This is a genomic window from Muricoccus vinaceus, from assembly GCF_042433125.1.
In the GTDB taxonomy this organism is placed as follows: Bacteria; Pseudomonadota; Alphaproteobacteria; order Acetobacterales; family Acetobacteraceae; genus Roseomonas; species Roseomonas vinacea.
The window spans coordinates 104,011-117,790 of the sequence record NZ_JBHLVZ010000019.1; the positions used below are offsets into that span (position 1 = coordinate 104,011).

At 70.4% G+C, this 13,780-nt stretch carries 11 protein-coding genes; 6 read left to right on the forward strand and 5 right to left on the reverse strand.

All coding sequences use genetic code 11. The features are described from left to right. The first annotated feature begins 103 nt into the window (after positions 1–103). Complete coding sequence (locus ACFFIC_RS10345) at positions 104–1,330, forward strand: FAD-dependent monooxygenase (protein ID WP_377050084.1); 1,227 nt, start codon at positions 104–106, stop codon at positions 1,328–1,330. A gap of 88 nt (positions 1,331–1,418) precedes the next feature. Here the strand turns inward: ACFFIC_RS10345 and ACFFIC_RS10350 are convergent, their stop codons facing one another. Together ACFFIC_RS10350 and ACFFIC_RS10355 are read right to left on the reverse strand one after the other, a co-directional pair. Next, entirely contained in the window at positions 1,419–2,312 is an 894-nt protein-coding gene (locus ACFFIC_RS10350) for a crotonase/enoyl-CoA hydratase family protein (protein WP_377050085.1), read from the reverse strand. Continuing rightward, positions 2,309–4,000 (reverse strand): long-chain-fatty-acid--CoA ligase, encoded by a 1,692-nt coding sequence (locus ACFFIC_RS10355; RefSeq protein WP_377050086.1) that lies wholly within the window; start codon positions 3,998–4,000, stop codon positions 2,309–2,311. The genes ACFFIC_RS10350 and ACFFIC_RS10355 overlap by 4 nt, the downstream gene beginning before the upstream one ends. Before the next feature lie 388 nt (positions 4,001–4,388). On the opposite strand from ACFFIC_RS10355, the gene ACFFIC_RS10360 reads away from it, so the two are divergent. The 5 genes from ACFFIC_RS10360 to ACFFIC_RS10380 all read left to right on the forward strand — a co-directional run bounded on the left by ACFFIC_RS10360 (position 4,389) and on the right by ACFFIC_RS10380 (position 9,234). Beyond that, on the forward strand, positions 4,389–5,258 hold the full coding sequence (locus ACFFIC_RS10360) for a Bug family tripartite tricarboxylate transporter substrate binding protein (RefSeq protein ID WP_377050087.1): 870 nt from the start codon (positions 4,389–4,391) through the stop codon (positions 5,256–5,258). A 26-nt stretch (positions 5,259–5,284) separates the two neighbouring features. Next, the gene (locus tag ACFFIC_RS10365; protein WP_377050088.1) at positions 5,285–6,265 is read left to right on the forward strand and encodes a Bug family tripartite tricarboxylate transporter substrate binding protein; all 981 of its coding nucleotides are present in this window, start codon (positions 5,285–5,287) and stop codon (positions 6,263–6,265) included. A gap of 71 nt (positions 6,266–6,336) precedes the next feature. Further along, positions 6,337–7,497, forward strand: coding sequence for a thiolase domain-containing protein (locus tag ACFFIC_RS10370; protein ID WP_377050089.1), 1,161 nt, complete (start codon positions 6,337–6,339; stop codon positions 7,495–7,497). A gap of 4 nt (positions 7,498–7,501) precedes the next feature. Continuing rightward, complete coding sequence (locus ACFFIC_RS10375; protein WP_377050090.1) at positions 7,502–7,909, forward strand: Zn-ribbon domain-containing OB-fold protein; 408 nt, start codon at positions 7,502–7,504, stop codon at positions 7,907–7,909. Beyond that, a complete protein-coding gene (locus tag ACFFIC_RS10380) occupies positions 7,906–9,234 on the forward strand; it encodes a 3-hydroxyacyl-CoA dehydrogenase (RefSeq protein WP_377050091.1) in 1,329 nt (442 codons plus the stop codon). Before ACFFIC_RS10375 ends, ACFFIC_RS10380 begins: the two co-directional genes overlap by 4 nt. A gap of 332 nt (positions 9,235–9,566) precedes the next feature. Here the strand turns inward: ACFFIC_RS10380 and ACFFIC_RS10385 are convergent, their stop codons facing one another. Genes ACFFIC_RS10385 through ACFFIC_RS10395 form a run of 3 tightly spaced genes read right to left on the reverse strand, consistent with a single transcriptional unit; the run spans position 9,567 to position 13,251 of the window. Next, positions 9,567–10,556: a Bug family tripartite tricarboxylate transporter substrate binding protein gene (locus ACFFIC_RS10385; protein ID WP_377050092.1), complete on the reverse strand. Its 990-nt coding sequence runs from the start codon at positions 10,554–10,556 to the stop codon at positions 9,567–9,569. Next, positions 10,553–11,506: a ketopantoate reductase family protein gene (locus ACFFIC_RS10390; protein WP_377050093.1), complete on the reverse strand. Its 954-nt coding sequence runs from the start codon at positions 11,504–11,506 to the stop codon at positions 10,553–10,555. The genes ACFFIC_RS10385 and ACFFIC_RS10390 overlap by 4 nt, the downstream gene beginning before the upstream one ends. Positions 11,507–11,517: 11 nt before the next feature. Beyond that, positions 11,518–13,251, reverse strand: coding sequence for a thiamine pyrophosphate-requiring protein (locus ACFFIC_RS10395; RefSeq protein ID WP_377050094.1), 1,734 nt, complete (start codon positions 13,249–13,251; stop codon positions 11,518–11,520). Positions 13,252–13,780 lie beyond the last annotated feature (529 nt).

Here is a 13,780-nt window from a genome sequence, read left to right on the forward strand (position 1 = left end):
GTCGCCCGGAACCGACCGGGATCATCCCCGGTTCCGGCATCGAGGCAAGCGGAATTCTCCATTGACTAAGCCTGTTCGCTGAAACAAAGAGGGCTGCCGGTTCATGGGCAAGGAGATGTCGATGGTGGCCAATGGCAAGCGCGCGCGGATCTTGATCGCGGGCGGCGGCCTGGGCGGCCTCACCGCCGCCCTGGCTCTCCTCCAGCGCGGGTTCGACGTGCAGGTCTTCGAGCAGGCTCCCGAACTGCGCGAGGTCGGAGCGGGCGTCCAGATCAGCGCGAACGGCTCCCGCGTGCTGCACGCGCTCGGTGTGGGCGAGGCGGTGGAGCGGGAGGCCTGCGAGGCCAGCGGCAAGGAGATCCGGCTCTGGAGTTCCGGCCAGACCTGGAAGCTCTTCGATCTCGGGGCGGAATCCGTCGCCCGTTACGGGCACCCCTACTACACCGTTTATCGCCCGGACCTGCACGGCGCGCTGGCGGCGGCGGTGCGGCGGGCCAGCCCCGGCGCGATCCGGCTTGGCGCCCGCGTCACCGGCTTTTCTCAGGACGCGGATGGCGTGAGCTTGCATCTGGCCGATGGCAGCGAAGCGAAGGGCGATGCCCTCATCGGCGCCGATGGCATCCATTCCCGCATCCGCCTTGGCCTGTTCGGCGAGGAACATCCGCGTTTCTCCGGCATGCTGGCCTGGCGGGGCGTGATCCCCATGGCGGCGCTGCCGGGGCACATGCGGAGATTGGTCGGGACGAACTGGATCGGCCCAGGGCGGCACGTGGTGAACTACCCACTGCACCACGGGGAGTTGATGAACTTCGTCGGCATCGTCGAACGCGACGACTGGCAGGTCGAATCCTGGACAGAACGAGGCACAACGGAAGAGCTGGCGGCAGACTTCGCCGGCTGGCACGAGGATGTGCAGGCCATGATCCGCGCGATCGAGGTGCCGTACAAATGGGCGCTGATGCTGCGCTCGCCGCTCGAGCGCTGGACCGAGGGGCGCGTGACGCTCCTGGGCGACGCCTGCCATCCCACGCTCCCCATGATGGCGCAGGGCGCCGTGCAGGCGATCGAGGACGGCTTCGTGCTTGGCCGGGCTCTGGAGGCGCGACCGGGGGATATCTCCACCGCCCTGCTGCGCTACGAGGCGGCCCGGCGCGAGCGGACCAACCGCATGGTCGTGGCATCAACCGAGAATGCCGCGCGCTTCCACAACCCGGCCCTGGCGGATGCGGCCGGCGCCCAGGCCTATGTGGACCGTGAGTGGGCGGAGGAGCGGGTGCGCGAGCGCTACGACTGGCTCTTCCGCTACCGTGTGGACGAAGTGGCCGTCTGATCCCGCGCGGGACCGGGCCCACGGCGATGCCGGCCTGCGCCGCTGGCCGCGCGGAACGCGGCCTGTCCGGCGAAGAGAGGCCGGCGCTTCAGGCGAGGGGCTCACCCCCGCGCCTGGCAGGCTCGTTGCTGGACTGGTCTGGCGAGGATGGACGAACGGACGCGCTCTCCGGCGATCCGACGGCCCTGGGGGGAACGTCGAGCCGCGCCGCGCGCTTCTCATCGAAGGCCTGGAGCCGGTCGGCCGCCTCGCGGTTCGCAGCCGTGGTCTGCGCGAGAAGGGATTCGAAGAAAAGCCCGTCGTCATGCGACAGGTCGCGCATACGCGGCAGGCCGTTGGTGATCGCGTAGTTGGAGAGGGGTGCGTTCTGGCCGATGCGCTCCGCCAGGGCGCGCGCCTTCGGCAGCGCCTCGCCCGCCGCGACGAGGTACTGGGCGAGGTTCAGCCGCTCCCCCTCCGCCGCAGTGAGAACGCGGCCCGTCAGCATCAGGTCGGACATCCGGGCATAGCCGAGCAGGCGCTCGATGCGGACCGAACCACCGCCGCCGACGAAGATGCCGCGCTGCCCTTCGGGAAGCGCGAAGTAGGCCGTCTCGTCGGCCACGCGGATATGGGCGGCCGCGGCCAGTTCCAGCCCGCCACCGATCACGGCACCCGCCAGGGCGGCCACGAAGGGGATCGGCCCGCGCGCGATAAGGTCGAAGGCGGCGTGCCACTTGCGCGAGCGCGGCCGGCGCGGGTCGCCAGTGCCGCGGGTCCGCAGCGCCTCGGAGAGATCAAGGCCGGCGGAGAAGTTCTCGCCGTGACCGAAGAGGACGCCAGCCTTCGCCTCGTCGCCCGCGCGCTGCACCGCCGCCATGAGCTGGGCCAGAGTCGAGTCGTTGATCGCGTTGCGCTTGGCCGCGCGGTCGAGACCGATCAGGGCGACGTCGCCGGCCAGCTCGTAGGTGACGGTCGGCGCACCGGCCGCGACGTCGCTCATCGAGCGGCCTCCCCCTGCGCCGGCTGCTCCGCCGCGCGGGCTTTCTCGCGATCCTGGAGCTCGCGCCAGAGGATCTTGCCTACGGGTGACTTCGGCAGGCTGTCCACGAACTCAACCACGCGCGGAATCTTGTAGGGAGCCATCTTGTCGCGGGCCCATTCCGTGATCTCGTCCGCGCTCACCTGCCCGGCGCGCCCGGCCTTGAGGCTGATCACGGCCTTCACCGTCTCGCCCCGGTACGGGTGCGGCTGGGAGACGACGCAGGCCTCCAGCACGTCCGGGTGCTCGTAGAGCTTCGTCTCCACCTCGGCCGGCCAGACCTTGAAGCCTGATGCGTTGATCATCCGCTTCAGGCGATCGGTCATGAAGTAGTAGCCCTCCTCGTCGACATACCCCATGTCGCCGCTGCGGTACCACCGCACCCCGTCGCGCTCGACGAAGGCCTTCGCCGTCTCCTCCGGCCTGCCCCAGTAGCCCCGGAACATCTGCGGCCCGCGCACGAGGATCTCTCCGGGCTCCCCCGGAGGAAGATCCTCGAGCGTCTCGGGGTGGACGACCGCGACGCCCGTGTCGAAGAAGGCGACGCCGAGGCATTGCGGCTTCGGCCGTTCGATCGGGTTGATGTGGGTCGTCGCGGCCGCTTCCGTCATGCCGTAGGCCTCGATGAAGGGCAGGCCTGTCACCTCCCGCAGGCGGCGCCATACCTCCTGCGGCATGGGCGCCCCGCCCGCCGTTACCCGGCGCAGCGAGGAGAGGTCGCGCTGTGCCAGATCGGGGCTCGCCAGCAGGTCGATGCAGGCGGTCGGCGCGATGGCGAGATGGGAGATCCGGTAGCGCTCGATCAGCCCAAGCGCGAGCCCGCGCTCCCAGCGCGGCAGGGGGATCATCATCCCCCCGCTGGTCACGGGGCAGTGCAGGCCGTTCCCGATGCCCGACACCTGGTACATCGGCGGCAGGCCGAGGAAGACGGTGGCCGCGGTCTGGCCATGCCACAGCGACAGCCCGGCGGCCGTGTGCATGAAGGTGCTGTGGGGATGCTCGCAGCCCTTGGAGACCCCCGTGGAGCCCGAGGTGTAGGGCAGCAACGCCAGGTCCTCCGGCGTCGCCTCCGGCGCGGGCGCCGTCAGGCCGGCGCCGATCGCCTCCGACCAGGACACGCAGCCGTCATGCCGCCGCGCGGGGGTCAGGAGCCATTCTTGAAGCGCGAAGTCTGGAGCGTCGGGCAGGTAATCGGCATAGGTGACGGCGACGATGTGCCGCAGGTCGATCCCGCTTCCCGCCGCGTCGCGCAGGACCGGCAGCAGGTCCTGCGCCGCCACGGCGGCCCGGGCACCGCTATCGGCCAGGATCTGCGCCAACTCCCCCGCGCGCACCATGGGGTTGACCGGCACGGCCACCAGGTCCGCCCGCAGGACGCCGTAATAGGCGATGAGCCATTGCGGGGAGTTCTGCATGAACAGCGCCACGCGATCGCCCCGCACCAGGCCCGCGCGCCGGCGCAGCCATCCGGCGAAGGCTTCGACCTCCCGCTCCACGTCGCGCCAGGTCATGTCGCGCCCGAAGAAGCCGATCGCCGGCCTGCTGCCATAGCGCGCGGCGGTCACACGGAGCGAGAAGGGGAGGGTGGTCTCGATCCTCGGAAGGCTTCGGGGGAGGTGCGCGGGCCAGTAGCCGGTCTTGTTATCCATTCTGATCTTCCAGGCTCTGGCCACTCGGCCTGAGCCGGGGCAGGCGGCGTTTCCACCCGGGCATCATCACCAACAAATCCACTTCGTCAAATACGAAGGTCTCGGGCGGCGCGCAGCCGCAACTTCAATTTGATATTGACGAAGGTGGTTTGTTCGAGTGCTACTTCCCGCCAAGGTCGCACCCCGGAAGGTCACTCGGGTAGAACCAATGGGGAGGATGAGCAGGTTGTTCAGCCCGAGGTCATCAGCGCACGCTCCACGCCCGCCTGCCGCTCGCCAGGTTTGCCGGCGCGGCTTCCTTGCGGCCCTGGCAGGCGGAGCCGCGGCCGCCCTGCCAGCCGGAGGGGCGACGGCGCAGGAATATCCAACCCAGCCCATCCGGGTGATCGTGACGTTCCCGCCAGGCGGCAGCACCGACATCATCGCCCGGGTGCTGAGTGGTGGCATCGAGCGGCGGCTGGGAAGGCCGCTTGTTATCGAAAACCGCTCGGGTGCTGGCGGCAATATCGGGATGGATGTTGTCGCGAAGGCGTTGCCGGACGGCTACACGCTCGGGATCGGCGCCGCGGGCGCGCTCGCCGTGAACCCCAGCCTTTATCCAGCGATGCCCTACGATCCCGTGCGGGATCTGACCGGCATCGGGATGATCGCGGAGATCCCCTTCGTGCTCGTGGCCAGCCCCAGCCAGGCCGCCCGAACGCTTCCCGAGGTTCTGGCCGCCGTCCGCACGCGGCCCGAGGGCCTTACCCTTGCGCACGGCGGCAACGGCACGGCCATGCATCTCTCCGCCGAGTTGCTGAAGCAGATGGCGGCGCCGAGGATCGTGAACGTCCCCTTCCGTGGCACGGGGCCGTCCTTGACGGCGGTTCTTTCGGGCTCGACCGATCTCGGCATGCTTGACCTGCCCTCCTCCCTGGCCCTGATCCGCGAGGGAAAGGTCCGGGCCCTGGGCGTCACCTCGGGCCACCGGCTGCCAGCCCTGCCCGACGTTCCCACCTTCGGCGAGGCCGGAGTGCCCGGCTATGAGTCGGTTGGCTGGTTCGGCCTGGTGGGGCCGGCCCGGATGCCGGAGGCGATCGTCGCCCGGCTGAACGCAACCTTCAACGAGGCGCTGCACGAACCGCAGGTGATGGAGCGGCTGCGCACCCTCGGCGTGGAGCCACGAACCGGATCGCCCGCCGAGTTCGCGGATTTCATCCGCAGCGAGACCGCGAAATGGGCCGAGGTCGTCCGCGTCTCCGGTGCGAAGCCCGAATAGCCCGCGACGGACAGGAGGAGATCGCGATGCTTCCGAGAAGGGGACTGCTGCGGGCGTCTGGCGGCATCGCCGCCTGGGCCGGCGCGGCGCGCGCGCAGGCGCCGGGCTCCGAATGGCCATCCAGGCCCGTGCGGATCGTGGTGCCCTATGCACCCGGTGGTGCGAACGACATCCTCGCGCGGCTCTATGGCCAGAAGCTGAGTGAGCGGCTGGGACAGCCCTTCGTCATCGAGAACCGGGCCGGCGGTCAGGCGATCATCGGGAGCGAGTATGTCGCGCGCGCCCCGGCGGATGGCTACACGCTGCTGCTGGGCGCGACTGGAACGATGATCTTCAATCCCGTCACCTACGAGCGCTTGCCCTACGACCCGGTGCAGGACTTCGTGCCGGTGTCGATCGCGGCCTCTTTTCCTCTGGTTCTCGCCGTCTCGGGCGAGGCGCCGTTCCGCACCGTGCAGGATCTGGTCTCGCACGCGAAGGCGCATCCGGACCGGATGACCTACGGCACCAGCAGCGCCGGCTTTCAGATGGCGACGGAGTTGTTCAATCTGCGCGCGGGAACCAAGTTCATCTACGTCGCCTATCGCGGCAGCGCCGAGAGCGTGAACGCGGCCGCCTCCCGCGAGGTGACGATGACGCTGGTGGATGTCGGCCCGGCGGCGGGCGCGCTGCAGGCCGGGCGCCTGCGCGGCCTGGCCACGACGGCGCAGGAGCGTCTCCCGGCCTTTCCCGACATTCCGACCATGAAGGAGCTGGGCTACCCCGACCTCTCCCTCGTGCTCTGGAGCGGGCTGATGGCGCCATCCGGCACCCCGGAGCCCATCCTGCGCCGCCTGAACGAGGAGATCCTGCGCGCCAACCAGGCGCCCGACCTGCGGGAGAGGCTGCGGGCGCTCTCGATGGACCCCGTCGGCAGTTCGACGGAGGAGGCGCGCCGGGCGGTGACGCAGGGCATCGCCTTCTGGCGCGGCATCGTGAACGAGGCGCAGCTTCGCTTCGAGCGGTAGCGCGGCCGAGGAGTTCAACAAGGGCCGGCGATCCGGAGCGGATGGCGCCCCATCGCGGTGACGGAAACCCTATGCCACAGCCCAATGCCTGCATCGCGGGTGTTTTCGAGCACCCCACACGCCGCGCCGACGATAAGTCACTGGCGCAGTTGCACGCCGAGGTGGCGGCCGGCGCGCTGCGCGACGCGGGGCTGAGCCATGCCGACGTGGACGGCTACTTCTGCGCGGGCGATGCGCCGGGCCTCGGGCCGCTCTCGATGGTGGACTATCTGGGACTGCGGGTGCGGCATGTCGACACCACCGACACGGGGGGCTCGGCCTATCTCGTCCACGTCGCGCACGCGGCCGAGGCGATCGCGGCGGGCAAGTGCAACGTCGCGCTCATCACCCTTGCCGGGCGGCCGCTGGCGGAGGGGCTGGGCTCCGGCCTCGGGCTGCGGCTCGACAACATGCCGGACGTGCCCTTCGAGGCGCCCTACGGCACGGCCGTGCTGAACCTCTACGCCATGGTCGCGCGGCGCCACATGCACGAGTTCGGGACAACGGCGACGCAACTCGCCTGGATCAAGGTGGCCGCCTCCCACCACGCGCAGCACAACCCGCAGGCCGTGCTGCGGAAGGTGCTGACGGTCGAGGACGTGCTGGCCTCCCCCCTGGTGGCCGACCCGCTCCGCAAGCACGATTGCTGCGTGATCAACGACGGCGGCGGCGCGCTGGTCGTGACACGGCCCGAGATCGCTCGCAGCCTCGGCCGCCCGGTTGTGTCCTTGCGCGGCAGCGGCGTCGCGCTCAAGAACCAGATGGGGGGCAAGGTGGACCTCACCTACTCCGCCGCCCGCTTCTCCGGCCCGATCGCCTTCGATGAGGCCGGCATCACCCCGGCCGACATCCGCTACGCCTCCATCTACGACAGCTTCACCATCACGGTGCTCGTCACGCTGGAGGACCTGGGCTTCTGCGAGAAGGGCAGGGGTGGCGCCTTCGTGGCGGACGGGAACCTCATCTCCGGCGTCGGCCGGCTCGCCTTCAACACCGATGGCGGAGGGTTGTGCAGCAACCATCCCGGCAACCGCGGCGGCATCACCAAGGTGATCGAGGCGGTGCGCCAGCTTCGCGGCGAGGCACATCCTGCGGTGCAGGTTCCGGACCTGCACCTGGCGCTCGCCCATGGCACCGGCGGCTCGCTTGGCACGCGGCATGGCAGTGCCACCCTGATCCTGGAGAGGAGCTGAGGCGATGGACACGCCACGCGAAATCACCCCGCCGCAGTCCTCTCCGGAAACCGCCCCTTATTGGATGGCGGCACGGGAAGGGCGCCTGCTGGTCAAACGCTGCGAGGCCTGCGGCGAGCGCCACGCCTATCCCCGGGCGCTCTGCCCCTTCTGCTTCAGCGAGGACACGGTGTGGGAGGAAGCCTCGGGGCGGGGTACGGTCTACTCCTTCAGCATCATGCGCCGTGCGAAGCCGCCCTATGCCGTGGCCTATGTCACGCTCGAGGAGGGGCCGACGATCATCAGCAACATCGTGGATGCGGAGTTCGACGCGCTTCGGATCGGGCAGCCCGTGACCCTGACCTTCCGCGACGCGACGGACGGCCAGCCGGTTCCCATGTTCAGGCCAGCCGGCGAGGGGTTGCGGGCATGAGCGGGGCGCAGGCCGCGCGCGCCTACCTCGAGGCCGCGGAGACAGAGGCCGCACGCGGCGGCGGCGATGCCGCGCCGGCTGCCGTCGGGCACGTCGCGGTGGTCGGCGCGGGCACGATGGGTGGCGGGCTGGCCATGGCGCTCGCCAATGCGGGGCTGCGCGTCACCCTCATCGACAAGGCGGAGGAGGGGCTGAACCGCGGCCTGGCCACCATCCGCAAGACCTACGAGGGGCAGGCGGCGCGCGGACGCATCACGACCGAGCAGGCCGGGGAGCGGGCCGCCCTTATCCAGGGCACGACCGGCCTGGCCGGCGCCGCGGGAGCGGACGCCGTGATCGAGGCGGTGTTCGAGAATCTCGCGCTCAAGCGCGAGATCTTTTCCGAACTGGACCGGACGATGCGGCCGGGCGCGTTGCTGGCCACCAACACATCGGGCCTGGATGTCGACGCGATCGCGGCCGCGACCGCCCGGCCGGCGGAGGTGGTCGGCATGCACTTCTTCTCGCCGGCCAACATCATGCGGCTGGTCGAGGTGGTGCGCGGGCGCGAGACCTCGGGCGCGACCATCGCCACGACCTTCGCGCTCGCGCTCCGCATGGGGAAGGTGCCCGTGCTCGTGGGCAATGCCCCGGGCTTCGTCGGTAACCGCATGATGCGCCGCCGCGGCGAGCAGGCCGAGCGGTTGTTGCTCGAAGGAGCCACGCCGGAGGAGGTGGACGCCGCGTTGCGCCGCTTCGGCTTCGCCATGGGGCCCTTCGCCATGCTGGACATGGCCGGGCTCGACGTGGGGCTGCGGTCGCGCAGGGAGAGAGGGGCGATCGCCGTGGTGGACGATGCCCTCAACGCCTCCGGGCGGCTGGGCCAGAAGACGGGGGCGGGCTACTACCGCTATCGGGAAGGCGACCGCACGCCGCTGCCGGACCCCGCGGTGCTGGACCTCGTCCGCGAGGCGGCCACGCGCCTTGGGGTGCCGCAGCGCACGATCCCCGAGGAGGAGATCCTGGACCGGTTGCTCCTGCCGATGGTGAACGAGGCCGCCCGCATCCTGGAGACGGGCATGGCGGAACGCGCGGGCGACGTCGACGTGGTCTGGGCGAACGGCTACGGCTTCCCGCGCGACCGCGGCGGGCCGATGTACCACGCCGACACGATCGGTGCCGCCGAGGTGGTCCACCGGCTCTCCGCCTATGCCGGTGCCACTGGCGATGCCACGTTGCGTCCTGCGCCGCTGCTGGAGCGGTTGGCGGCCGAAGGGCGCTGCTTCGTGGACCGGGGCAGCGCTGGCCGGGCCGTCGCTGGCGCGGAAGGGAGGAACGCGGCTTGACCGCCTCCCGGACGCTTCTTCCCGCTGTTGCCCTGCCCGGGGTCAGCCGTGTTGCCCGGGCCGGCGGATGCGATCGCATCGGCTGCAACATCCTCGGACCCGTGTTTCGGCCGGGCTGAGAGGCGCCGTCCTCGACCTTCCTGTCTCGCTGGAGCGCTTTCCCATCCCGGAGGGCGTGCTCGCATTCCCGCTCGAAGCGACCGATCCGGCGGTGGTGGATGGAGCTTTCCACGCGCTGGACGAAGCGGGAATGGAGCTTGGCTCCGCGAGCGATCAGGGACGCCCGTCAAGGGAGCGGTTGCGCCCGCCGTCCGGGCGCCGTCCCTTCCGCCTCAGCGTTCCAAGCGAATGTGGGCAGCGCGCGCCACCGCGCTCCAGATACCGATCTCGCGCTCGATCGTGCCGCGAAAGCTGTTCTGATCGTTTCCCACGGGATCCATGGCCAGCGCCTTCAAGCGATCCCGTATGTCCGGGAGGGCGGTGATCGCGGCGCATTCCGACTGTAGCCTGTCCAGGATCGAACGCGGCGTCGAGGCCGGGGCGAAGACGCCGCTCCAGAGGGTGGCCTCCACCTCGGGGAAGCCAAGCTCGGCCATGGTGGGCACGTCCGGATAGGCAGGGACGCGTTCCTTCGAGGTCACGGCGAGCGCCCTTACGCGGCCGGCACTCATCGCGATCGAGGCGGGGCCGCTGTCCACCAGCGCGATCGTCACCTCGGCATTCGCGGCGGCGTTCACGGAATCCGCGCTGCCCCGGTAGGCGACGTACTGAAACCGCGTTCCGGCACGCTGATTGAACAGCTCCGTCGGCAACTGGAAGCCCGCGCCGGAGGCGCCATAATTGGCCCGCGCCGGGTTCTCCTTGGCCCAGGCAATCAGGTCTGTGATGGAGCGATGCGGCGATGCCGCCGCGACGACCAGCACGAGTGGGAAGGAGGCCAGCAGAGAGATGGGCGCGAGGTCGCGGAGGGAGTCGTAGGGAAGCTGCGCGTAGGTGGCGGGGTTGAACACGATCGGCCCGCTCGCGCCCAGCAGCAGCGTCGTGCCATCAGGCCGCGATCGCGCCACGGCCTCGGTGCCGAGAATCGCCTGCGCGCCCGGCCGGTTCTCGACCACGAAGGGCTGGCCCAGGCGCTCGGACAGTTTCTGGCCATAAAGGCGGGCGAGGATGTCGTTCGCGCCGCCGGGCGCATAGGGAACGATGATCCGCACAGGGCGGTCCGGATAGTTCCGCACTTCTTCCTGCGCCACCGCCGGCCTGGCGGCCAGGGGTGCCGCCGCCAGGGCGGCCGCGACCCCGGCGAGGGCCCGTCTCTCGATCATGCGCGCTTCTCTCCCTGCTCGGTCGCGCGCCGCGACGCGGCCAGCTCCAGTCCCTTCACCAGCCGGTAGACGGTGCGGCAGGCTGGCACGGGCACGCCCAGCCGCTCGCCCTCCCGGACGACGTGGCCCGTCAGTTCCTCGATTTCCGTCGGAGCGCCGCGCGAAATGTCGAGCGCCATGGAGCCGGCATGGCGGGAGATCGGCACCGCTCGCGAGCGCACCTTGTGCACGAACTCCATCGGCTCGAACGCGAAGTGGCCGCCGAGCGCGTGGACGACCGCGGCGCACTCGGCCGCCATCTCGTCGATCAGGTCCCGCACGGCCGCCACCTCGTAGCGGGCGGCGTTCACCCCGAGCAGCAGGGCGCCCACCGGGTTCATCACGGCATTGAACACGAACTTTGCCCAGACCGCGCCCATGGGGTCCGCCAGCACCTCGGTCGGCAAGCCCGCGGCGCGGAAGGTCTCGCCGAGGGGCGCCAAGGCTTCCAGCGTGCCTCGGACGGGACCGAACCAGGTGGGCTGTCCGTGAATGAGGCGTTCAACATGGCCGGGCCCGACGTAACGGCCGGCGTTCATGGTGACGCCGCGCGCGACGGTGGCGCCGGGGACGCGCTCCAGCGCCTCGGCATTGCCCATGCCGTTCTGCAGCGTCAGCAGCACGGCCCCGTCGAGCGCGGAGCCCAGGGCCGCCGCCGCGGCGGCCGTGGCGCTGGACTTGACGAGGAAGATGGCCGCGTCGAAGCGGCGCGCCGCCAGGGCCGCGGTGTCGTCCGTTACCTCGAAGCGCGACACGAGGGGCTCTCCCGCGCCGGTGACGGAAAGGCCCTCGCGGCGGATGGCCTCCGCGTGCGCATGGTTGGTGTCGAAGCCCGTCACCGTCGCGACAAGGGCGAGGCTGGCCGCCAGGACGCCGCCGATGGCGCCGCAGCCGATCACGAGGATCCGCATCGCTTCCCCCTTCAGAGCGGCGTGACGCGGACGGTGAGCACCGCCGCCTGGCCTGCTTCCACTGCGGCGAGGCAGCGGCGAATGGCGGGTTCGAGCTCGTCCGCCGTTGTCGCCCGTTCGCCATGTGCGCCGAAGGCCCGTGCCACGTCCTCGAAACGCCGCTGGCTGTCGTTGCGGCGGCCGTCGAGCCGCGACTGGAAGTTGTCGTTCTGGCGCGCCACTCCGTCGGGATAGACGCGGAGCGTGGAGGCCTTCACCGCCTGCCAGCCGCGGTTATCGAGCACCACCGTGAAGATGGGCAGTCCGTATTGCTGGGCCGTCGCATAGACGCTGTCCGGCGTGGAGAAGTGGAAAGTGCCGTCGCCCACCACCTGCACCACGCGTCGGTCGGGGCAGGCCAGCCGGGCGCCCAACGCCATGCCGCCGGAGAAGCCGAGCCCGCCGCCGGCCAGGCCGATATAGGAGCCGGGCACGGTGCGCGGGACCTGGTCCTGCATGATGGGGCCGTTCCGGATTGCCTCATTCAGCACGATGTCCTCGGGCGCGATCAGCCGGCCAAGGGTGGCGAGCACCCAGGCCGGGTTCAGGGCGTCGGGCTCGCCTGGCTTGGCCGCGGCCGTGGCTGCCGCGGCCAGCCGGGCCTCACGCACCGGGGCCCAGGAGGCGATGCGGTTCGCGATGCGGGCGCGGAAGGGCTCGTCGGCGCGTGCGCGCACCTCGTCCAGCACCTGGGTGAGGATCGTGCAGGCGTCGCCGGCCACGCGCAGCCCGGCCGGGAAGCTCCACATCGGCAGGTCGCGCTTCAGCGGGTCCACGTCCACGTGGATCCAGTCCGCAGCCGGGTTCTCCTTCACCGTCAGGGGAATCCAGGGCACGTCCACGTCCAGCAGCAGGCCCAGATCGGTTTCGGCCGCAAGGCCGCGCGGGTCGAAGCCGGCGAAGCAGGGGCTGTCATGCGGGATGTTCAGGTGGATCGGGGAGTGCTCCACCACACGGATGCCGGCTTCCCGCGCCAGGGCATCCAGCACCGGCACGGCCGCGGGGTTGCGGCCGAGATAGGCGGTGATGGCGACGGGGTTCTCCGCCGCCATGATGGCTTCCGCTATGCGGGTGGCGGTGGCGGGGTCGGTGCCCCGGGCGGGAAGGCCGGCGAAGCGGGTGGCGCGGAACGCGTGGACCTTGCTCTCCTCGATCTCCTCCGCCAGCACCTCGCGCGGAAGCGTCATGAAAACAGGCGCGCGGGGTTCGGCCTGCATCATGGCGTGGCCCCGCGCGAAGGCCTCCTTCGCCACCACGCCTGAAGGAAGAGAGTATTCCCAGTGAACATAAGGCCGCACGAGGCTGCCGATGTCGTAGGGGTCCTGAATGAAGTGCACGTATCCGTCCCGCCCGCCCGGCAGTTCGCCGCGAGAGGAGAAGGGGGCTCGCCCGGCCATGAGAAAGACGGGCAGCCGTGCCCGGAAGAGATTGTGCATGGCCATGGCCGCGTTGGCGGTTCCGGCATCGACGTGCACCAGCACGGCCTGGCCGCGTCCGGTCATGGCGGCATAGCCGCCGGCCATGTGCACTGCTACGTTCTCGTGAGGGCACAGGATGGTGTTCGGATGCGCCCGGTCGGCAGCGTCCCAGCGGGCCAGTTCCTCGATGATGGTGACGTGGTCGGTGCCGAGGTTGCAGAAGAGATGCTCAATGCCAGCCTCACACATGCCTTCCAGCAGGTGATGCGCCGCGGTGTGCCGGGCCACCGGCGTCAGGCCCCTGGACCCATCGTGGTGACGACAACCAACGCCGCCGCTTCGTGCGGATTGACCTGCTGACGCATGGACGTTCCCCGTTGTTCTTGACGGAGCCCGAGAGACCCGCCAGCGCTTGGACGGCGCAAGCGTCGCAAGACGGTAAGACGTCTGTCAACCGGCATACGGCGGCGGTTGGCGATCCGTGCTTTCGCGGGCCGGGCAGCGGCTTCCTCGCTTTCGCCGGAATGCCGGGCCCTGTGCTTGACAGTCTCTTCGCGGTTCCCCCTGCCGTTATCCTCCCCCGCCCTTCTGGCCCTGCCAGGAAGCCATACAGGGTCGGCGAGGCGCGTGGCAGTGTCGGCATCGAGGTTCCCGGGGGTCAGCAAGCCGATCCAGCCTGCGTCCTCGAAGCCCACCGCGCCTTGCCCGGTCATGGTGCGGGCTAAAGGCAGTGCGGTACCGGCGACGCCTTGGGCCTGCGGTTCCGCTCCTCCGCGGCCGCGGAGGACCTGCATCACCATTGGGACGTTGGAGGGCC

Excerpts from the sequence above, each read along its gene's own strand:
- ACFFIC_RS10385 (WP_377050092.1), bottom strand. The coding sequence starts at position 10,556 with ATGATCGAGAGACGGGCCCTCGCCGGGGTCGCGGCCGCCCTGGCGGCG.
- ACFFIC_RS10390 (WP_377050093.1), bottom strand. The coding sequence starts at position 11,506 with ATGCGGATCCTCGTGATCGGCTGCGGCGCCATCGGCGGCGTCCTGGCG.
- ACFFIC_RS10380 (WP_377050091.1), top strand. The coding sequence starts at position 7,906 with ATGAGCGGGGCGCAGGCCGCGCGCGCCTACCTCGAGGCCGCGGAGACA.
- ACFFIC_RS10375 (WP_377050090.1), top strand. The coding sequence starts at position 7,502 with ATGGACACGCCACGCGAAATCACCCCGCCGCAGTCCTCTCCGGAAACC.
- ACFFIC_RS10365 (WP_377050088.1), top strand. The coding sequence starts at position 5,285 with ATGCTTCCGAGAAGGGGACTGCTGCGGGCGTCTGGCGGCATCGCCGCC.
- ACFFIC_RS10370 (WP_377050089.1), top strand. The coding sequence starts at position 6,337 with ATGCCACAGCCCAATGCCTGCATCGCGGGTGTTTTCGAGCACCCCACA.
- ACFFIC_RS10350 (WP_377050085.1), bottom strand. The coding sequence starts at position 2,312 with ATGAGCGACGTCGCGGCCGGTGCGCCGACCGTCACCTACGAGCTGGCC.
- ACFFIC_RS10355 (WP_377050086.1), bottom strand. The coding sequence starts at position 4,000 with ATGGATAACAAGACCGGCTACTGGCCCGCGCACCTCCCCCGAAGCCTT.
- ACFFIC_RS10345 (WP_377050084.1), top strand. The coding sequence starts at position 104 with ATGGGCAAGGAGATGTCGATGGTGGCCAATGGCAAGCGCGCGCGGATC.